At 38.0% G+C, this 19,238-nt stretch carries 16 protein-coding genes, 2 tRNA genes and 1 pseudogene; 9 read left to right on the top strand and 10 right to left on the bottom strand.

Going from position 1 to position 19,238, the window contains the following annotated elements:
- The first annotated feature begins 6 nt into the window (after positions 1-6).
- Together HMPREF2813_RS09400 and HMPREF2813_RS09395 are read left to right on the top strand one after the other, a co-directional pair.
- Positions 7-822, top strand: coding sequence for a shikimate 5-dehydrogenase (locus tag HMPREF2813_RS09400; RefSeq protein ID WP_048946786.1), 816 nt, complete (start codon positions 7-9; stop codon positions 820-822).
- A gap of 138 nt (positions 823-960) precedes the next feature.
- A complete protein-coding gene (locus HMPREF2813_RS09395; RefSeq protein ID WP_014550530.1) occupies positions 961-2,346 on the top strand; it encodes a DASS family sodium-coupled anion symporter in 1,386 nt (461 codons plus the stop codon).
- Positions 2,347-2,483: 137 nt separating this feature from the next.
- Here HMPREF2813_RS09395 and folD read toward each other — a convergent pair whose 3' ends face one another.
- The gene (folD, locus tag HMPREF2813_RS09390) at positions 2,484-3,332 is read right to left on the bottom strand and encodes a bifunctional methylenetetrahydrofolate dehydrogenase/methenyltetrahydrofolate cyclohydrolase FolD (protein ID WP_005654480.1); all 849 of its coding nucleotides are present in this window, start codon (positions 3,330-3,332) and stop codon (positions 2,484-2,486) included.
- A 184-nt stretch (positions 3,333-3,516) separates the two neighbouring features.
- Here folD and HMPREF2813_RS09385 point away from each other — a divergent pair.
- Together HMPREF2813_RS09385 and HMPREF2813_RS09380 are read left to right on the top strand one after the other, a co-directional pair.
- Positions 3,517-3,593 (top strand) — tRNA-Pro (locus HMPREF2813_RS09385).
- A gap of 47 nt (positions 3,594-3,640) precedes the next feature.
- Positions 3,641-3,717 (top strand) — tRNA-Arg (locus HMPREF2813_RS09380).
- A gap of 145 nt (positions 3,718-3,862) precedes the next feature.
- On the opposite strand, the pseudogene fucP reads toward HMPREF2813_RS09380, so the two are convergent.
- The 6 genes and pseudogenes from fucP to HMPREF2813_RS09350 form a co-directional block, all read right to left on the bottom strand.
- Positions 3,863-5,149 (bottom strand): annotated as a pseudogene (gene fucP / locus HMPREF2813_RS09375) (L-fucose:H+ symporter permease).
- 38 nt (positions 5,150-5,187) lie between these two features.
- Positions 5,188-5,838 carry an L-fuculose-phosphate aldolase gene (gene fucA, locus HMPREF2813_RS09370; protein WP_005648575.1) on the bottom strand — a complete coding sequence of 217 codons (651 nt, stop codon included), beginning with the start codon at positions 5,836-5,838 and terminating at the stop codon, positions 5,188-5,190.
- A gap of 19 nt (positions 5,839-5,857) precedes the next feature.
- The gene (gene fucU, locus HMPREF2813_RS09365; protein WP_013526317.1) at positions 5,858-6,292 is read right to left on the bottom strand and encodes an L-fucose mutarotase; all 435 of its coding nucleotides are present in this window, start codon (positions 6,290-6,292) and stop codon (positions 5,858-5,860) included.
- Between the two features lie 13 nt (positions 6,293-6,305).
- Positions 6,306-7,718 carry an L-fuculokinase gene (gene fucK, locus HMPREF2813_RS09360; protein WP_014550531.1) on the bottom strand — a complete coding sequence of 471 codons (1,413 nt, stop codon included), beginning with the start codon at positions 7,716-7,718 and terminating at the stop codon, positions 6,306-6,308.
- Between the two features lie 72 nt (positions 7,719-7,790).
- Entirely contained in the window at positions 7,791-9,560 is a 1,770-nt protein-coding gene (fucI, locus tag HMPREF2813_RS09355) for an L-fucose isomerase (protein WP_014550532.1), read from the bottom strand.
- A 229-nt stretch (positions 9,561-9,789) separates the two neighbouring features.
- On the bottom strand, positions 9,790-10,539 hold the full coding sequence (locus HMPREF2813_RS09350) for a DeoR/GlpR family DNA-binding transcription regulator (protein ID WP_005688239.1): 750 nt from the start codon (positions 10,537-10,539) through the stop codon (positions 9,790-9,792).
- Between the two features lie 197 nt (positions 10,540-10,736).
- Between HMPREF2813_RS09350 and rapA the strand changes: the two genes are divergently transcribed.
- Genes rapA through HMPREF2813_RS09330 form a run of 4 tightly spaced genes read left to right on the top strand, consistent with a single transcriptional unit; the run spans position 10,737 to position 15,560 of the window.
- On the top strand, positions 10,737-13,508 hold the full coding sequence (gene rapA, locus HMPREF2813_RS09345; RefSeq protein ID WP_014550533.1) for an RNA polymerase-associated protein RapA: 2,772 nt from the start codon (positions 10,737-10,739) through the stop codon (positions 13,506-13,508).
- 2 nt (positions 13,509-13,510) lie between these two features.
- Positions 13,511-14,170, top strand: coding sequence for a bifunctional tRNA pseudouridine(32) synthase/23S rRNA pseudouridine(746) synthase RluA (gene rluA / locus HMPREF2813_RS09340; protein WP_005688244.1), 660 nt, complete (start codon positions 13,511-13,513; stop codon positions 14,168-14,170).
- A gap of 26 nt (positions 14,171-14,196) precedes the next feature.
- Positions 14,197-14,763, top strand: a complete 567-nt coding sequence (locus HMPREF2813_RS09335; protein WP_070647086.1) for a rhomboid family intramembrane serine protease — start codon at positions 14,197-14,199, stop codon at positions 14,761-14,763.
- A gap of 29 nt (positions 14,764-14,792) precedes the next feature.
- Entirely contained in the window at positions 14,793-15,560 is a 768-nt protein-coding gene (locus tag HMPREF2813_RS09330) for a DeoR/GlpR family transcriptional regulator (RefSeq protein WP_005688247.1), read from the top strand.
- 301 nt (positions 15,561-15,861) lie between these two features.
- Here the strand turns inward: HMPREF2813_RS09330 and HMPREF2813_RS09325 are convergent, their stop codons facing one another.
- Genes HMPREF2813_RS09325 through metN form a run of 3 tightly spaced genes read right to left on the bottom strand, consistent with a single transcriptional unit; the run spans position 15,862 to position 18,438 of the window.
- On the bottom strand, positions 15,862-16,683 hold the full coding sequence (locus HMPREF2813_RS09325) for a MetQ/NlpA family lipoprotein (RefSeq protein ID WP_048946756.1): 822 nt from the start codon (positions 16,681-16,683) through the stop codon (positions 15,862-15,864).
- Positions 16,684-16,721: 38 nt separating this feature from the next.
- Entirely contained in the window at positions 16,722-17,411 is a 690-nt protein-coding gene (locus tag HMPREF2813_RS09320) for a methionine ABC transporter permease (protein ID WP_005665085.1), read from the bottom strand.
- Positions 17,401-18,438: a methionine ABC transporter ATP-binding protein MetN gene (gene metN / locus HMPREF2813_RS09315; protein WP_005672315.1), complete on the bottom strand. Its 1,038-nt coding sequence runs from the start codon at positions 18,436-18,438 to the stop codon at positions 17,401-17,403. The genes HMPREF2813_RS09320 and metN overlap by 11 nt, the downstream gene beginning before the upstream one ends.
- A 175-nt stretch (positions 18,439-18,613) precedes the next feature.
- Here metN and gmhB point away from each other — a divergent pair, with 175 nt between their 5' ends.
- Positions 18,614-19,168, top strand: a complete 555-nt coding sequence (gene gmhB, locus HMPREF2813_RS09310) for a D-glycero-beta-D-manno-heptose 1,7-bisphosphate 7-phosphatase (RefSeq protein WP_005688251.1) — start codon at positions 18,614-18,616, stop codon at positions 19,166-19,168.
- Positions 19,169-19,238 lie beyond the last annotated feature (70 nt).

Genomic DNA, 19,238 nt, shown 5'->3' with positions numbered 1-19,238 from the left:
AATAAAATGATTAATAAAGATACCCAACTCTGCATGTCTTTATCAGGTCGTCCAGGCAATTTCGGTACAACCTTTCACAATTACTTGTACGATAAGCTAGGGTTAAATTTCATTTATAAAGCATTCACCACGCAAGATATTGAGCATGCAATTAAAGGCGTTCGCGCATTAGGCATCCGTGGTTGTGCTGTTTCAATGCCATTCAAAGAAGCTTGCATGCCATTTTTAGATGAAATTCATCCGTCAGCACAAGCCATTGAATCCGTAAACACAATCGTGAACGATAATGGCTTTTTGCGAGCATATAACACTGATTACATTGCCATCGTAAAATTAATTGAAAAATATCATTTAAATAAAAATGCTAAAGTCATTGTTCATGGCAGTGGCGGTATGGCAAAAGCCGTTGTGGCTGCCTTTAAAAATTCAGGTTTTGAGAAATTAAAAATTTACGCACGCAACGTAAAAACAGGTCAATATCTCGCCGCACTTTATGGCTACGCATACATCAATTCTTTAGAAAACCAACAGGCAGATATTTTAGTCAATGTTACGCCAATCGGCATGAAAGGCGGCAAGGAAGAAATGGATTTAGCCTTTCCAAAAGCGTTCATTGATAATGCTAGTGTCGCGTTTGATGTAGTGGCTATGCCTGTTGAAACGCCCTTTATTCGTTATGCTCAAGCACGAGGAAAACAAACTATTTCTAGCGCAGAAGTGATTGTACTTCAGGCTGTAGAACAATTTGAACTTTATACGCATCAACGCCCAAGCGATGAATTAATCGCTGAAGCTGCGGCGTTTGCTCGAACAAAATTTTGAAATAAAGATATGGTACATTGTGTTTTTTATTAAAATTTGTTGCTCTCGATCACATTTCTGAATATTGCTCGTTGCATCTTTATAACATTCATTTAACATTGAACCCTATTTAAGTGATAGCCTTAACGGAGGAACTTTATGGGTGAGATGACATCTTTAAGAAGTCATAAAAATGGCATTATTTTTATTTTAGATATTGTGCTGTTTTTTGTGTTATTAAATGTATTACCTTTTGAACCAAAAGCTAATTCTGGTTTGGCATTATTAGCTTTTATCGCAGTGCTTTGGTTAAGTGAAGCATTACACGTTACTATTACTGCATTATTAGTTCCACTTTTGGCTGTGGCATTAGGATTAGTTAGCACCAAACAAGCTTTAGTTAGTTTTGCTGATCCGACAATATTTTTATTTTTTGGTGGCTTTTCCTTGGCGACGGCATTGCATATTCAAAAACTTGATAAAATGATTGCTAATAAGATTATGGCGTTAGCGCGCGGTAATTTATTTATTGCCGTTATTTATCTCTTTTTGATTACAGCCTTTCTTTCTATGTGGATGAGTAACACGGCAACTGCTGCAATGATGTTACCCCTCTCCATGGGCATTTTAAGCCAGCTTGATCGCGAAAAAGATCATAACACCTATGTGTTTGTGCTGTTAGGGATTGCTTATAGTGCATCAATTGGTGGTATGGGAACCCTTGTAGGAAGCCCACCAAATGCAATTGTAGCAAGTAATTTACATTTAACTTTTTCTGATTGGTTATGGTATGGCTTACCAATAATGATTATTTTGTTGCCGTTGATGATTGGGATTCTTTATATTATTTTCAAACCAAAACTTCATCTCAATTTTGAACAGACCTTTGAAAATATTGAAATGAATCCTATGCGTATATTGACGTTTATTATTTTTTCAGTCATTGCTTTAACGTGGATATTTAGCGGTAAAATTAATCCGTTTATTTCAGGATTACTAGGATTACAAAAAAACATTGCAAGTTTTGATAGTATCGTAGCCTTATTGGCGGCAATTGTTATTTGTTCAACAGGCGTTGCAAGTTGGAAACAAATTCAATCAAATACCGATTGGGGCGTATTAATGCTTTTCGGTGGTGGATTAACATTAAGTGCGGTGTTGAAGGATTCTGGTGCAAGTAAAATTTTAGCGGATAGTATTGTTTTTATGATTGATGGACAACATTTCTATCTTATTGGTTTATTAGTTGCGGCGTTCATTATTTTCTTAACTGAATTTACTTCTAATACAGCGAGTGCGGCGTTACTTGTACCTATCTTTATTTCTATCGCTCAATCATTGGGTATGCCAGAAATTGGTTTAGCATTAATTATTGGTATTGGTGCATCCTGTGCCTTTATGCTACCAGTAGCGACACCACCAAACGCGATTGTATTTGGCTCTGGTCAAGTAAAACAAAGTGAAATGGTCAAAGTTGGTTTCTTACTGAATTTAGTCTGTGTTGTAGTTATTGCTACTATGGGTTATATGTTCTGGATTAAATAATATAGAATTGTTTACTTTTAATAAATGATGATTGAAGATTATAAATTTAAACGTGAGAAGTACAATAAAGCCATTTAAATAAATGGGTTAAAGCAAATGAAGCTTTAACCCATTTTTCATAACTGTTCTATACAAAGCTATTTATTGTGTTCATAAGCATAAAGCGTATTGCTCATCAACATTGCAACGGTCATTGGCCCAACGCCACCGGGGACTGGTGTAATGTAAGCCGCTTTTTCGGCTGCTTTATCAAACTCTACATCGCCTACTAATTTTCCATCTACTCGGTTAATTCCAACATCAATTACTACCGCACTTTCTTTGATCCAATCGCCAGAAATTAAATTTGGTTTACCTACCGCAACGACAAGTATATCTGCTTGGCGAACGTGGTTTTCCAAATTTTTAGTGAATCTATGTGTTACTGTGACGGTTGCCCCTGCTAATAATAATTCTAAAGACATTGGGCGGCCGACAATATTGGATGCGCCTACAATTACTGCGTGCTTGCCGTGTAAATCAATACCCGTTGTTTCTAATAGTTTCATCACACCATAAGGTGTACAAGCACGTAAAGTTGGAATACGTTGGCATAACCGCCCAACATTATAAGGATGAAAGCCATCTACATCTTTTTTAGGATCGATACGTTCAATAATAGCTTCCGCATTAATTTGTTTTGGCAAGGGGAGTTGCACCAAAATACCGTCAATATTTTTATCTGCGTTAAGTTGGTCAATAATCGCTAATAATTCATTTTGCGTGGTTGTTTCAGGGAGGTCATAAGATTTAGAGAGAATACCGACTTCCTCGCAACTTTTACGTTTATTGCCCACATAAATTTGCGAAGCAGGATCAGCACCAACTAGGATTACAGCAAGTCCTGGAGCGCGTTTTCCTTGTTCAATATAATGGGTTATTTTATCTGCTAAATTAGCTTTAATTTGTTTTGAAAGTTCAGTACCAGAGATGATTTTTGCGGCCATTGAGCTATCCTTGATATGATTATGTGATGAAAAAGAAAGCGTTTGCTATTTTAACGAACAATGATTTTTTTACAATGAAAAAGGGGGATATTTCTTAAAGTGGAATAATTTTGAACAATTAAGTTGAAAAATCAAAAATTTCATTGACTGAAATAAAAACAAACTTATAATTGACCGCACTTATCGGCGAGTAGCGCAGCTTGGTAGCGCAACTGGTTTGGGACCAGTGGGTCGTAGGTTCAAATCCTATCTCGCCGACCACTTCTTTCGTATTTTCTTGAAATTTTTATAAAAGAAATCCTTTGAATGCGCCCTTAGCTCAGCTGGATAGAGCAACGCCCTTCTAAGGCGTGGGTCAAAGGTTCGAATCCTTTAGGGCGTGCCATTCGTTATCTGTTTAACTAGATCCTGTTTAGTTTTTTCAAATATAAGCACTTTCAGTCTGTTAGATTTTATGCTCATAATCTGCATCATTTGAGTGAAGAAGCTTAAATACACTCTTAATGATGCAGATAAAAACAATATTTTGGCTATTTAAGTATTTTCCAAGCTCTGAAGCCATAAATGGCAATTACTACAAAACAGATTAATGGTAGGATAAAGGAGAAATTTACTGCTGGAAGTCCCATAACTTCGCCTTGGTCAATAATCATTCCTTGTAGTGGTGGCATTAATGCGCCGCCTACAATAGCCATTACTAAACCTGCAGCTCCTAATGTCGATTCCTCTTTTAAGCCATAGAGGGCAATACCATAAATGGTAGGGAACATTAAAGACATAAAACCTGAGGTTAAAATTAGGCAGTATAGACCCCATACACCGTCAATAAAGATAACTCCGAGAATACTTAAAAAACCACCAATAGCAAAGAGCATCAGCATAAATTCTGCTTTTAAATATTTCATTAATGCCGTGCTAATAAAGCGACTGCTAATAAAAATAGCCATAGCAATGATGTTAAAGTTTTGCCCTTCAGCTTTAGTAAAACCTAAACGTTCAGCGTATTGTACGATAAATGTCCAACACATGATTTGAACACCTACGTAAAAGGCTTGTGCGATCACGCCTTCACGATATTTGGCTTTTTGAGCCAGTCGACTTACTGCTGTTTTAAAGCTGATTTGTCCGGACTCTTCTATTTTTACGGCTGGCATTTTTTTCAATCCAATGATAATAAACACTGCAACCACGACAAATCCGAGTGCTATGTAAGGATCGCGAATTTCAGCTAAATCATGGGTGCGAATACTCATTTTTTCTGCTTCAGACAGGGTGTGGAAAATCAAATTACCTGCAGCATCACGTTTGTCAGATTCAAGATTAGTTAGGACTAACTGGGAAGCAACAAACATACCTGTAATTGAACTAAGTGGATTAAATGATTGTGCGAAATTTAAACGTCGAGTAGCTGTTTGAGGATCTCCCATTGCGAGAATATAAGGATTGGCAGTGGTTTCCAAAAAAGCGAGCCCAAAGGTTAAAATATAAAGGGAGACTAAAAAGAAATTAAATATTTCATATTGCGCAGCTGGCCAAAATAAAAATGCACCTATTGCATAAAGAGCAAGCCCCAGAAGAATCCCCGCTTTGTAGCTATAGCGACTGGCAAATAATGCCGCAGGAATAGCCATTGTGCCGTATCCCCCATAAAAAGCTAATTGTACCAATGCCGCTTCTGAGGCTGGAATTTCCATTACTGTTTGAAATACCGCAACCATCGGATTGGTAATGTCGTTGGCAAATCCCTAAAGAGCAAATAAGCTAGTAATAAGCACAAAGGGGACGATGAATTTCTTTTCTAAAACTTTGGCGTTCATAATGTTTTCCTCATGTAAGTGATGGGGTATAACAAGATTTAGGATTCTTCAATACGTAATCCATAGGTGTGGAATTTACCTAACACTACCTGCATTTGCTCTTTGCTGAGCAGTGGAATTTCTAAGCCTGTAGAGAGTAATTTCAAATACCAAGACGCTAATACTTCTACTTCTTGTGCGAGCCATAAGGCTTTATCTAGGTTTTCTCCGCAAGTGATTAAACCATGGTGTGCTAGTAAAATGGCTTTGCTTTCTTTGATTCCCGTTGCGACATAACTAGCTAATTCGTGACTACCAAATGTTGCATAAGGTACACAAGGAATATGATCTGTGCCGCTTACGGCTACCATGTAATGAATTGCAGGAATAGGTTTTTCGAGAATGGATAAGCCTGCACAGTGAATGGAATGATTGTGGACAACAGCATTTGCTTCAGGGCGAGTATGATAAACACTCAAGTGAAATTGCCATTCGCTTGATGGTAATTTATTTTCTTCGTGTTTGCCATTTCCATCAACATAAACAATATTTTCTGTCTTCATTAAGTGATATGGCATACCTGTCGGGGTAATCAGCATTCCATCTTTATAACGAACACTAACGTTTCCCGCTGTGCCTTGATTTAAACCTAATTTTGTCATTTCAAGACAAGTATCAATGATTTTTTGTGATAATTCTGCTCTGTTCATTTTGTAGTACCTCTATTGTTTATAAAATGGGAGTAACCCCTTTTTTAATGATAATGTTGCCATATTTTGCGATCTCACCACTGACAACAACAGCATAAGCCTGTTTAGCACGTGTATAAAAATCGAAGCGTTCTAGACAGGTTAAATTTGGTGTGAAACCGACCGCACTTTCAATCGCATTTAAGTAACGAGTTTCAACATTCGGATCTAAAGAATCTCCCTCAACTGCTTTCATCATAAACAGAGGGGCATCAACATAAGCGTCAAATTCGAATAAGGGAGTTATTGCTTCAAGTAAAATATCTATAGATATACCATCTGCACGTATTACATTTTTATGTAGTGAATGTGCGGGAAAATGGGCGTCAGCTAGAACTATCTCATCGCCATGCCCCATTTCGGCTAGGGTTTTTAGTAATTCAGGAGAAAGAGCTGGGTGAATACCTTTTAGCATTTTGTTGTTCCTTCTAGTTTGGGTAAATTCGTTTTCTTGTTGGTTGCATCGCTTGCTGTGCCGCGTTTACATTTTCGTAAATGCCTACGCCTGCAAAGGTAAACATTGCGGCACCAAGTACAGTACTTTCAGAAATGTCCACAACATCAATCGGTAAATTTAAGGTGTTTGCACGGATTTGATTCCACAATACATTTTTTGAACCACCCCCAACACAAATTAAGCTTTTAGCTTGGAACTGACTGACTTGATGTAGCACGGATAAACCGTTTTTGAGTTTATTTGCCATATGTTGTAATGCGCTGACATAAATTTCTCCACGAGTAGCAAACATGGAAAGTCCACTGATATTACCTTGTCCTAGTTGGCTAAAAATACCTTCAAAATTGACCGCTCTTTTTCCCGCATTAAAAGCTTTTTCTCCCTCTTTGATCATTGTGGTGTAATAGTGATCGCTGCCATAAACATCGGAAAATAATAATTTACCTAACCATTCTATGACGCCAGAACCCACCCATTGTACCGCTGGATTAAAGCAATTGGATTGTGCATCAAATTCAGTGGTTAAGCCTTGAGAAACAAACTCAAATCTAGGTTCTGCGTGCTGGGTTCTAGCCATTAAGATTTCCCAGGTGCCAGAACTTAACACAGGCTGATTCAGCCCTGCACCAGATCCAAACACAGCAAATTGAGTATCATGTCCACAAGAAATGACAGGTACGGGATTTAATCCCCATTTCTGGGCTAACGGTGTACGTAATTTTCCAACTTTTTCACCTGCATAACGCATAGGAGGGAAATGGTTATTACTTAAACCCAGCGATGCTAAAATCGATGGATCCCAATTACCGCTAGTAAGGTTTGTCATCATTGATGTTCCCGCCATTGTGTGATCTGTAGTGAATTGACCAGTTAAGCGTTGAGTGAGCATTGACGAAATAAAAACGAATTTAGCCATTTTTCGGAAAACATCTGGCTTGTGTGTTTTTAACCAATGTAATTTAAATAAAGTATTAAAACTGTATTGACCAATGCCGTTACGTTGATAAAGAGATTTGATATCTAATTGATTAGATAGATTTTCCATTACTGGTATGGTCCGTGGGCATTTCCATGAAATAATCGGATAAAGTTGTTGATCATTTTCATCAAAAGGTGCGCCATCCACGCCGAAAGTGGTAACAGATATTCCTACAATATCTTTTAAATCAATACCTTGTTGCATTAATTGATTGAAGGTTTGAGTTGCACAAGAGGTTAATTTTTGCCAGATTTCTTCAATATCCCAAATATGATAATCAGATGATTCGATTCCTTGTTTTGTATTATTAGCAAGGTGATGAGAGGCAAGAATTTGTCCCGTTTCATTTATCGCAATGGTGCGTAAATTTGTTGCGCCACAGTCAAAAATCAATGCGATAGCCATAAAAACTCTCCTCAGTGCAGTCAAAAATCCTTATGTTTTTGACCGCACTTTTTTATAAAAACAAATTAGGGGTTATTTATAAAGCGGACCAAAGTTTTGGCAAGCTCGATAATCTTGCCCTTCCTTGTCTTGACCAAATCCATTCCAAGCGCTAGGGCGGAAAATATTTTTCTCTGATACATTATGCATACAGACTGGAATGCGTAACATTGAAGCAAGAGTGATTAGATCAGCCCCCACATGACCGTGAGTCGCTACACAGTGATTTGCGCCCCAATTTGCCATGACTGAATACACATCAGTAAATGCACCTTTTCCAGTTAAACGTGGAACAAACCATGTTGTTGGCCAAGTTTCATTAGTACGTTGATTTAATTTATTATGTACATCTTGAGGTAAGTCGATTGACCAGCCTTCCGCAATTTGTAAAACGGGACCTAAACCTTTAATAAGATTAATACGGTGCATTGTAAACGGTATGCCACCTTTGGTTAGGAATTGAGAAGATAAACCGCCCCCTCGAAAATATTCGTGAACAGCAGGGCACCAACGTGTATTTTCTAAGCAGCGTTTTGCTTCTTCTTCGGTAACATCCCATGCTGGTTTTAAAGTTGGATTGCCTTGAGCATCTTGATGTTCTCCCGTTCCATCAAGTGCAGCTGAACCTGAATTGATTAAATGAATGAATCCACTTTCAGGTCGCCATCCAGTGACACGCTCAACCGAATCTTGGCTCCAATAAGTACGCACATCTGCGAAAATTTGAGCTTTGCCAGTTAATTGATGCCCAAATAACATTCCTATTGCATTTAAACTATCATTTTCCGTGGCAAGAATATAAGGTGGACGCACGCCATTCCAGTTATAAGTTGAATTGAGCATTGCCTCCATAAAATCGCCGTTTGGCAAATGATCAGTCCAATGACGCTGCCCTTGAAAACCTGCTGCAATGGCATTATGACCTAAGGCTTCTTCTGCATAATTTAATGTTGCTAATTTTGGATTTCCTACCATCAAATCACGAGTGATAATGGTCATTTTCACAACATTTTCCCAAAGTTCTGCACGCTCTTCCGCATTGCGTTGATTCTCTAGGCTATTTACATCAACCCCTTCTTTGCAATATTGTTTAACCCAACTCAAGGCTAAATCAACTTCTTCTTGATCATAAATTTTGCGGTCTAAACGGCGTTTAATTTCCATCATATCCACATATTCATTACGCATACCTAAATATTCTTGGAAGAAAGCTTGATTTACAATAGAACCTGCAATTCCCATGGAAACTGACCCAATAGATAAATAGGATTTTCCTCGAATACTTGCAACAGCAAGCCCAGCACGAGCAAAACGCAATAATTTTTCTTTTACATCTTCAGGAATGTTTGTGTCATCGGCTTCTTGAACTTCTGTGCCGTAAATGGAAAAGGCTGGTAGTCCTAATTGAGAATGACCAGCAAGGGCGGCAGCCAAGTAAACCGCACCTGGGCGTTCCGTACCGTTAAATCCCCAAATTGCTTTAGGCATGTGAGGATCCATATCAATGGTTTCTGAGCCATAACACCAACAAGGGGTAACGGTAATGGTTAATCCAACGTTTTCGCGTTTAAATTTATCCGCACAGGCGGCTGCTTCGGCTACACCGCCGATAGTGCTATCTGCAACTACACATTCAACGAAAGTACCATCTGTATAACGAATATGTGTTTGTAATAATTGAGCAACAGATTGAGCCATGCGTATTGTTTGGGTTTCAAGAGATTCTCGAACCCCCATTCGACGACCATCAATAGTTGGACGAATACCGATTTTTATACGATTTGATTGAGTAGCAAGAGCCATAGTTACACTCCTTTGTTTGTGCTTAAGTAAGAATGATGAAATCACTGCAGAACAAATTGTGTTTTCATTGAATTAGAGTGTGAAAGAAAAATGATAAGGAAAACAGTAAGAAATGAAATTTTGTTGCAAAACTGCGAAGCAGATCACGAAAATTGACTATATTTAAGGAAATGTATATGACCGATTCTTTCAATTTTTAGTAATTTTCGGTCAAAATGGTCATCTATTTTTATAAAACGGTCATTATATCGTGTTGCTCACAATATTTTTGTAAGTTATCGGGAAGTGACCGATCAGAAAAAATGGTATTAATTTTGTTTAAATCGGCAAGTTGAATCAAACTTGTTTTTTCAAATTTAGAAGAATCAATTAACAAATAAGCACGTTCTGAAGCTTCCATCATTTTTCGTTTTAAAGAGGCATTCAGCTCGTTTGATTCCCAGATATTACCGTTTTTATCAATTCCTGAACAAGAAAACACTGAAAAATTAATATGTAATCGTTGTAATAAGTACTCAGATAAGGGACCGTAAAATGCTTCATATTTTGCTGAATAAACTCCGCCAGTAACAATAGTTTTAACATTGGATTTATTAACTAGGGCATTAATGTTAAACATTGAATTGGTTACTACTGTACAAGGAATATCGGGCATTAAATAAGCAAAATACCAACTTGTTGAGCTTGCATCTAAACCTATAACGGCATTTTCATATAGCAAATCCAAGGCTTTTTGGGCAATATGTCGTTTAGCTGTTGCATTAATATGTTTTCGAGTTTGGAAAAATGAACCTAAATCTTTGGTTTTATTACTCACTGCTCCTCCGTGGGTTCGGTGCAATAAGCCTTTGTTCGCTAATTTGTTCAAATCGCGACGAATGGTTTCCACCGAAATATCACAATGCTGTGCAAGTTCTATTACGCTGGCTTTTCCTTGTTGATTTACCCATTGTAAAATTAATTCATCACGATAATTCATCTCTTTTCCCTATACGGTGGATTTAGTCGAGATTCTAGTTTACGCTTGAGCATATTGAAAATCCAAGGATAAATTATATTGGGGTGACGTATATCTTCCTAAAAGTGCGGTCAATTTTTTGTGAGTTTCTTTTCAAGAGTATGCAAGCTACAATACGCCCCCAAGTTTTATCAATGTAAATCAGAAAGAGAATAATTATGCCCTTTGCTATTGGTCAGCGTTGGTTAAGTGAAAGTGAAAACGCTTTAGGATTAGGTGTTATTACCGCATTAGATCAACGAACTGTTACTATTTATTTCCCCGCAGCAGATGAAACGAGGATATATGCTATGGCACAAGCGCCTTTAAGCCGAATTGTATTTAGCAAAGGTGAAACCTTATCCCATCAAGCTGGCTGGCAAGGCGAGATTTTAGACGTTCAAAATATGAACGGTTTGTTGTTTTATTTAGTTAAAAATCCACAAGATGAAGATGTTATTGTGCAAGAACGTGATATTTCGCCGATTATTTCTTTTAGCCAAGCAAAAGATCGCCTCTTTTCAGCGCAAATTGATCGCAGTACTCATTTTGCATTGCGTTATCGCACGCTTTGTCATCAGCAAGCACAATTTAAATCGCCATTGCGTGGTTTACGCGGAACGCGTGCGAGTTTAATTCCCCATCAGCTTCATATTGCAGCTGAAGTCGGTAATCGAGTTAATCCTCGCGTGTTATTGGCGGATGAGGTTGGTTTAGGGAAAACCATTGAAGCAGGAATGATTTTGCAGAATCAACTTTTTGCTGAGAAAGTGCAACGTGTTCTTATTATCGTGCCAGAAACCTTGCAACATCAATGGCTGGTGGAAATGCTTCGTCGTTTTAATTTGCATTTTGCACTTTTTGATGAAGAACGTTGCAACGATTTTGATCTTGATGCGGTTAATCCATTCACGACTGAAAGTTTAATTATCTGTTCGCTGAATTGGTTAGAAACTCATCCAAACCGAGTGGAGCAGGCGCTCAATGCTCAATTTGACTGTTTAATTGTGGACGAAGCCCATCATTTGGTGTGGTCTGAAACCTCGCCAAGTGCAGCTTATTTATTAGTTGAACAGCTTGCTCGTATCATTCCATCCGTCTTGTTACTCACTGCAACTCCAGAACAACTTGGGCAAGAAAGTCATTTTGCTCGTTTGCGCTTACTGGATCCAGAACGTTTCTTTGATTATCAAACCTTTGTGAAAGAGCAGGAACGCTATCAACCTGTGGTTAATGCCGTTGAATCTTTGTTGGCAAATAAGGCATTAAGTGCGGTCGAAAAAAATCATATTTCTGATTTATTGCTTGAACAAGATGTCGAGCCACTTTTTAAAGCAATTGCATCAAATAATGATGAAGAACAACAGCGTGCCCGTCAGGAATTGATTCAAGCCTTAATTGATCGTCACGGCACGGGGCGAATGTTATTCCGCAATACACGTCAAGGCGTGAAAGGTTTTCCGCACCGTGTTTATCATCAAATTACTCTCTCTGAAGAGAATGATAAAATTGATTGGCTGATTGATTTCCTCAAACTACATCGCGATGAAAAAATCTTTGTGATTTGCCAGACGGCGGCAACTGCGATTCAGTTAGAACAAATTTTACGTGAACGTGAGGCGATTCGCGCCGCAGTGTTTCACGAAAAAATGTCGATTATCGAACGGGATAGAGCCGCGGCTTATTTTGCGGATTTAGAAAACGGCGCGCAGGTTTTACTGAGCTCGAGTATTGGCTCGGAAGGGCGTAACTTCCAATTCGCAGCAAATTTAGTGTTATTTGATTTACCGACAAATCCTGATTTATTGGAACAATGTATTGGCCGATTAGATCGTATTGGACAAAAACGTGATGTGCAAATTTATGTGCCTTGTGCGAAAGATTCGCCTCAAAGTCGTTTAGCACGTTGGTACAATGAGGGATTGAATGCTTTTGAACAAACTTGTCCAATGGGAATGGCATTATTTTCTCAGTTTGCCGATGAGTTGGAAAAAGTGCGGTCAAATTCTACCGCACTTTCAGAGAATGAATTTTCTGGATTATTAAAACAAACTAAAACCGCTCGGGAAAAACTCAAGATTGAGTTAGAAAAAGGTCGCGATCGTTTATTAGAGCTAAATTCTCATGGCGGTGAGCAAGCACAAGCATTAGCAGATCAAATTGCTGATGAAGATAATTCGCCAGAGCTTGTGAATTTTGCTTTAAAATTATTTGATATTATTGGCGTAGAGCAAGAAGATCTTGGGGCTAATAGTATTGTAATTAGTCCAACTGGGACAATGCTTGTGCCCGATTTTCCAGGTTTAAAAGAAGAAGGTGTGACGGTTACCTTTGATCGAGAACTTGCCCTTGCCCGCGAAGAAATGGAATTCTTGACTTGGGATCATCCTATGATTCGTCAAGGTATTGATCTTGTTGCTTCGGGTGATATTGGCAAAGCCGCAATGGCATTGCTTGTGAATAAACAACTGCCCGCTGGAACCTTATTAATTGAATTGATTTACGTGGTGGAAAGCCAATCGCCAAAAGGGTTACAGCTCAATCGTTTCTTGCCACCAACGCCTATTCGTCTGCTGCTTGATAACAAAGGAAATAACATTGGTGAGCAGGTTGCTTTTGAAACATTGCATAGCAAATTGAAACCACTTGGTAAAAATATTGCTAATCAAATGGTAAAAATGGCACGGAGCAACATTGAAGACTTGAGCACGCGAGGTGATCAACTGGTAAAATCCTTGGCAGAACCGATTATTGCTGAAGCTAAAAATCAAGCAGATCAACAATTAAGCGCAGAAATTAATCGTTTACAGGCTTTGCGAGCAGTGAATAAAAATATTCGCCAGAGCGAAATTGATATTTTGGAACAACAACGAACACAATCACTGGATGAGCTTTCTAAAGCAAATTGGCGTTTGGATTGCTTGCGTGTCATTGTGACGAACAAGGAATAAAAATGGCATTGATTGAATACAATCCGCCTCTTGAACCTTATTTGGATATTATTTATCAAGATAATCATTTGTGCGTGGTAAACAAACCGAGCGGTTTGCTTTCCGTACCAGGCAATCAACCACAATATTACGATAGCGCAATGAGTCGAGTAAAAGAAAAATTCGGCTTTTGTGAGCCTGCTCATCGTTTGGATATGGCAACGAGCGGTATTATTGTGTTTGCTTTAAGTAAGGCAGCGGATCGTGAATTAAAACGTCAATTTCGCGAACGTGAACCGAAAAAACACTATCAAGCGATTGTTTGGGGGCATTTGGAGAACGATTATGGCGAGGTAAATTTGCCGATGATTTGTGATTGGGAAAATCGACCTCGCCAACGTTTGGATTTCGTTTTAGGAAAAAGAGCGGTCACAAAATTCGAAGTTTTAGCACGTTTGCCGAATAACAGTACTCGCGTGAAACTGACGCCCGTGACAGGCAGATCTCATCAATTACGCTTGCACATGTTAGCATTGGGGCATCCAATTCTAGGTGATAAATTTTATTCTCATCCACAGGCTAAAGCTATGTCGCCAAGATTATGTTTGCACGCAGAAGAATTGACGATTACCCACCCCATTACAGGGGAAACAATGACTTTTAATGCGAAGTCCGATTTTTAAATTTACGCATAAGCACGAGATCACGAATGAAAAAATTTTTAGCTCAACAAGGAAAAATCACGTTAATTCTTACCGCACTTTGTGCGCTTATTTATCTTGCTCAACAGCTGGGGTTTGAAGACGATATTATGTATTTGATGCATTATCCCGCTTACGAAGAGCAAGATAGCGAAGTGTGGCGTTATATTTCACATACATTGGTACATTTATCTAATTTGCATATTTTGTTTAATCTGTCTTGGTTTTTTATTTTCGGTGGAATGATTGAACGCACTTTTGGTTCGGTCAAATTATTGATGTTGTATGTTGTAGCATCTGCCATAACAGGCTATGTGCAAAATTATGTGTCTGGCCCCGCTTTTTTTGGGCTTTCTGGTGTTGTATATGCGGTTCTAGGTTATGTATTTATACGTGATAAATTGAATCATCATTTATTTGATCTGCCAGAAGGTTTTTTCACCATGTTATTGGTGTGGATCGCATTAGGTTTTATTAGCCCCTTATTTGGTGTTGAAATGGGAAATGCTGCGCATATTTCAGGCTTGATTTGGGGATTTATTGATAGCAAATTGTGCAAAAATTCGCTAGAGTAAGCCTGTTTTATTTGGATAAAGGATTCGCTATGAAACAATCGTTACGCCATCAAAAAATTATTAAACTGGTGGGACAATCTGGCTATTTAAGCACGGAAGAATTGGTTGCAGCCTTAGATGTTAGCCCTCAAACGATTCGTCGTGATTTGAATATTTTGGCGGAGTTAGATTTAATTCGCCGCCATCACGGTGGTGCGGCATCGCCATCTTCTGCAGAAAATTCTGATTACGTGGATCGTAAACAATTCTTTTCATTACAAAAAAATAATATTGCAAAGGAAGTTGCGAAGTTGATTCCTAACGGTGCATCGTTGTTTATTGATATTGGTACCACGCCTGAGGCTGTCGCCAATGCGTTGCTTGGTCATGAAAAACTCAGAATTGTGACGAACAATCTGAATGCCGCTCATCTTTTACGCCAAAATGAAAGTTTTGATATTGTCATGGCGGGCGGATCATTACGAATGGATGGTGGAATTATTGGCGAAGCTACGGTGAATTTTATTTCTCAATTTCGCCTAGATTTCGGTATTTTAGGGATTAGTGCGATCGATGCAGATGGTTCATTATTGGATTACGATTACCATGAAGTACAAGTCAAGCGAGCGATTATTGAAAGTTCACGTCAGACCTTATTAGTGACCGATCACTCTAAATTTTCGCGCCAAGCGATTGTTCGCTTGGGCGAATTAAGTGATGTAGAATATTTGTTTACGGATGATGTTCCCGAAGGAATTGTTAATTATCTGAAAGCTCAGAAAACGAAATTGGTTTTATGTAATGGTAAAGTGCGGTAAAAATATCTTTGATTTTCTTATTAATTTGTCGATAAAAGAAGCTATTACTCTTAATTTTTGATTTAATTGAACTTTATCTAAAAGTAATCTAAATATTCTCTCGCTGAATTATTATCTTTTCTATAATTAAACATTTCCAAGCGTAAAAGTATCTTGCTTTTTTAATCAATTAAAGAAATTTCATATTTCTGTATTATCTAATTATTTTTAGCTATCAATATTCTTTAAAACATTCCGAGCTTAGATAAGAAAATCCCTTGCTGGGCAAGGGATTTAGTGATGGGTTAAAGTGCGGTAGAAATTACCAACCTTTTACAACACCATCTTTAAAGTGTTTTTGAGCTTCTTGGTAAACTTCTTCTGTTTGGTAAGATTTTACGAAATCTTGAACAGCTTTGCTGTCTTTGTTATCGGTACGAGAAACGATAATGTTCACATATGGCGAATCTTTATCTTCTACAAATACACCGTCATCTTGAGCATTTAAGCCTACTTGACCCGCATAAGTATTGTTTACTACAGCTAAATCAACGTCGTCTAATGTGCGTGCCGCAACAGAAGTATCTACTTCAGTGATGTTTAATTTTTTCGGATTTTCAACAATATCTAATACAGTTGAAAGAAGGTTATTTGCATCTTTTAATTTGATTAAACCTTGTTTTTCAAGAAGAATTAATGCACGACCACGGTTTGTTGGATCGTTAGGAACAACAACTTTAGCACCTTCTTGTAATTCATTCACATTTTTGATTTTTTTAGAATAACCCGCTAATGGATAGACGAAAGTATTACCCACGATGACTAAGTTATTTAAATTTTTCGCTTTTGCATCTTCATCTAAATAAGGTTTATGTTGCATTGCGTTTGCATCTAAATCACCTTTAGATACAGCTTCATTTGGTAATGCGTAGTCATTGAATTCAACGAATTGAACGTCTAAACCATATTTTTCTTTAGCGACTTTTGCTGCAATTTCTGCAACTTGATGCTCAGGGCCAGACATCACGCCTACTTTGATTTTAAGCGGTGCTGCTGCAGCTTCAGGTTTTTTGTCTTCTTTACAGCCTGTTAAAACGAGAGCTGATGCGATTGCAGTGATTGCAAAAAGTTGTTTTAATTTCATAGGATTTCCTTCCTGTTTAAGTTAAGAGTTGCGTTTAATTAACGATGATCCACTTTTTTAGCCAGTGTATCGCCGAGTTTTTGGCTAATCATAACGAATAGCACAATAATAATGGTTGCCACCCAAGTGACATAAGGCATATTGCGATATACGCCGTAGTTGATAGCGAGGCTACCTAAACCACCGCCGCCTTGCGTCCCCGCCATTGCTGAGTAACCAACTAAAGTGACTAGAGTGAGCGTGATGCCATTAATGAGTGTAGGTAGTGCTTCTGGTAAATAGAATTTACGTACAATTTGCCATTTAGTAGCCCCCATTGCTTGAGCTGCTTCGGTTAAACCATTTGGAATTTCCATTAATGCATTAGCAGTTAAGCGAGCCACGAATGGCATTGCACAAATACTCAATGGAATAATTGCTGCTGTTGTACCTAATACGGTTCCCACGATGAAACGAGTTACAGGTAATAAGATTAGAAGCAAAATAATAAATGGAATGGAACGCCCAATATTAATAATCGTGTTTAACACAAAATGAGTGCGGTTATTTTGTAAGATCTCATTTTTTCCAGTTAAGAACGTCCATACGCCAACAGGCACGCCGACTAGTACAGCAAGTAGGGTAGATGCAAAACTGATATAAACAGTTTCATAAGTTGCGGTTGCGACAACACCCCACATTTGAGGTGTTAATTGTTGGCTGAATGTTGCCAAAAAATCATTGAACATAACCAAGCACCTCCACGCGCACGTTGTTTTCCATTAAATAAACTTTGGTTTGCGTAATGGCATCTTCATCGCCTTCTACTTCAGCAATGGTATAACCAAATTTCACGCCTCCAGCATAATCAATTTGTGAGGTTAAGATACTGAGCTCCACGCCAAATTTTTTTGATGCTTGAGAAAGTAACGGTGCATCGACTGAGCGACCCGTAAACTCAAATTTGATGATTGGATAGGCTTTACTATGTTTCGGTGTATCAGTAAGATTTTCCAAATATTCATCAGGTAGACTGATGTGGAAGGTCGAACGAATAAACTCTTGTGCTAATTCTGTTTTAGGGTTTGCAAAAATTTCACCGACAGTACCTTGTTCAACTAGGCGACCTTGATCAATAACAGCAACTTGATCACAAATCTGTTTAACAACTTCCATTTCATGAGTAATCAACAAAATTGTAATACCTAAAGTGCGGTTAATTTCTTTTAATAATTTCAGAATAGATTGCGTCGTTGCAGGATCTAATGCGCTCGTTGCTTCATCACATAATAAGACTTTAGGATCGCTCGCTAAGGCGCGAGCAATGGCTACGCGTTGTTTTTGCCCACCAGAAAGATTGCTTGGGTAAGCATCACGTTTTTCACTTAAACCAACAAGCTCTAAAAGTGCGGTAATTTTTTCTTGGATTTTTGCTTTTGGTTCACCTTCTAATTCTAAGGATAATGCCACGTTTTCAAAGACGGTGCGAGAACTTAGTAAATTGAAATGCTGAAAAATCATTCCAATTTGACGACGAGCAAGTACTAACTCGCGATCAGAAAGTTTTGTTAATTCTACGCCATCAACAATAACGGAACCGCTTGTCGGTTTTTCTAATAAGTTCACACAGCGAATTAATGTACTTTTTCCTGCACCAGATGCACCAATTACGCCACAGATTTGACCTTTTTCGATATTCAACGAAACATTATCAAGCGCAGTCAATTTTTTGTTCGGTAGCTCAAAAATTTTCGTAATATTATTTAGCTTAATCATATAAGCCCTTTTTATTTATTGTTTTTAAATCTGTTTTGGTATTCTAGATGTCTAGATTGCTATGTCAATATGTCAGATTATCTTTTTTAGACAGATTAGTTATGACTTATATTTGCTAATTGCTTGGATTAAATAGATAATTTTCGTCAATTTGACATGTATAAAAGGTTAGAGAATGAATAAGGCTATTTTTTTAGATCGCGATGGCACGTTAAATATTGATTATGGTTATGTACACGAAATTGATAACTTTAAATTTATTGATGGTGCGATTGATGCATTGCGAGAATTAAAGAAAATGGGATATATGTTGGTATTAGTGACCAACCAGTCGGGCATTGCACGTGGTTATTTTTCTGAGGAGCAGTTTTTACAATTAACAGAATGGATGGATTGGTCGTTAGCTGAACAAGATGTGGATTTGGATGGTATTTACTATTGTCCACATCATCCTGAGGGAAAGGGCGAATATAAAGAAGATTGTGATTGTCGGAAGCCTAAATCGGGAATGTTATTGCAAGCGATCAAAGAATTAAAGATCGATCCTACGCAATCTATTATGGTTGGAGATAAAGTTGAAGACCTAAAAGCGGGGATTGGTGCGAAAGTAAAAATGAACGTATTAGTTCGTACTGGTAAACCAGTAACAGGGGAAGGAGAAGGAATAGCGGATTATGTGTTAGATTCTATCGTAGATCTTCCGAGAATTTTAAAACGCTTAAAAAAATAGCCAAAAAGATCTATATTTTGCTCTAATCGCTTGCACTTTAATCAAAAGATCATTTTTTTAAATATTTTTG

The organism is Haemophilus sp. HMSC066A11 (assembly GCF_001811665.1).
Classification (GTDB): Bacteria; Pseudomonadota; Gammaproteobacteria; order Enterobacterales; family Pasteurellaceae; genus Haemophilus; species Haemophilus influenzae.
Note: the sequence above shows the minus strand (reverse complement) of the source record. Positions and strands in the feature narration are given on the sequence as shown.

Coding starts and splice junctions, on each gene's coding strand:
- HMPREF2813_RS09325 (WP_048946756.1), bottom strand. CDS start 16,683: ATGAAATTAAAACAACTTTTTGCAATCACTGCAATCGCATCAGCTCTC.
- folD (WP_005654480.1), bottom strand. CDS start 3,332: ATGGCCGCAAAAATCATCTCTGGTACTGAACTTTCAAAACAAATTAAA.
- HMPREF2813_RS09320 (WP_005665085.1), bottom strand. CDS start 17,411: ATGTTCAATGATTTTTTGGCAACATTCAGCCAACAATTAACACCTCAA.
- metN (WP_005672315.1), bottom strand. CDS start 18,438: ATGATTAAGCTAAATAATATTACGAAAATTTTTGAGCTACCGAACAAA.
- gmhB (WP_005688251.1), top strand. CDS start 18,614: ATGAATAAGGCTATTTTTTTAGATCGCGATGGCACGTTAAATATTGAT.
- HMPREF2813_RS09330 (WP_005688247.1), top strand. CDS start 14,793: ATGAAACAATCGTTACGCCATCAAAAAATTATTAAACTGGTGGGACAA.
- HMPREF2813_RS09395 (WP_014550530.1), top strand. CDS start 961: ATGGGTGAGATGACATCTTTAAGAAGTCATAAAAATGGCATTATTTTT.
- fucK (WP_014550531.1), bottom strand. CDS start 7,718: ATGGCTATCGCATTGATTTTTGACTGTGGCGCAACAAATTTACGCACC.
- rluA (WP_005688244.1), top strand. CDS start 13,511: ATGGCATTGATTGAATACAATCCGCCTCTTGAACCTTATTTGGATATT.
- rapA (WP_014550533.1), top strand. CDS start 10,737: ATGCCCTTTGCTATTGGTCAGCGTTGGTTAAGTGAAAGTGAAAACGCT.
- fucI (WP_014550532.1), bottom strand. CDS start 9,560: ATGGCTCTTGCTACTCAATCAAATCGTATAAAAATCGGTATTCGTCCA.
- fucA (WP_005648575.1), bottom strand. CDS start 5,838: ATGAACAGAGCAGAATTATCACAAAAAATCATTGATACTTGTCTTGAA.
- HMPREF2813_RS09335 (WP_070647086.1), top strand. CDS start 14,197: ATGAAAAAATTTTTAGCTCAACAAGGAAAAATCACGTTAATTCTTACC.
- HMPREF2813_RS09350 (WP_005688239.1), bottom strand. CDS start 10,539: ATGAATTATCGTGATGAATTAATTTTACAATGGGTAAATCAACAAGGA.
- HMPREF2813_RS09400 (WP_048946786.1), top strand. CDS start 7: ATGATTAATAAAGATACCCAACTCTGCATGTCTTTATCAGGTCGTCCA.
- fucU (WP_013526317.1), bottom strand. CDS start 6,292: ATGCTAAAAGGTATTCACCCAGCTCTTTCTCCTGAATTACTAAAAACC.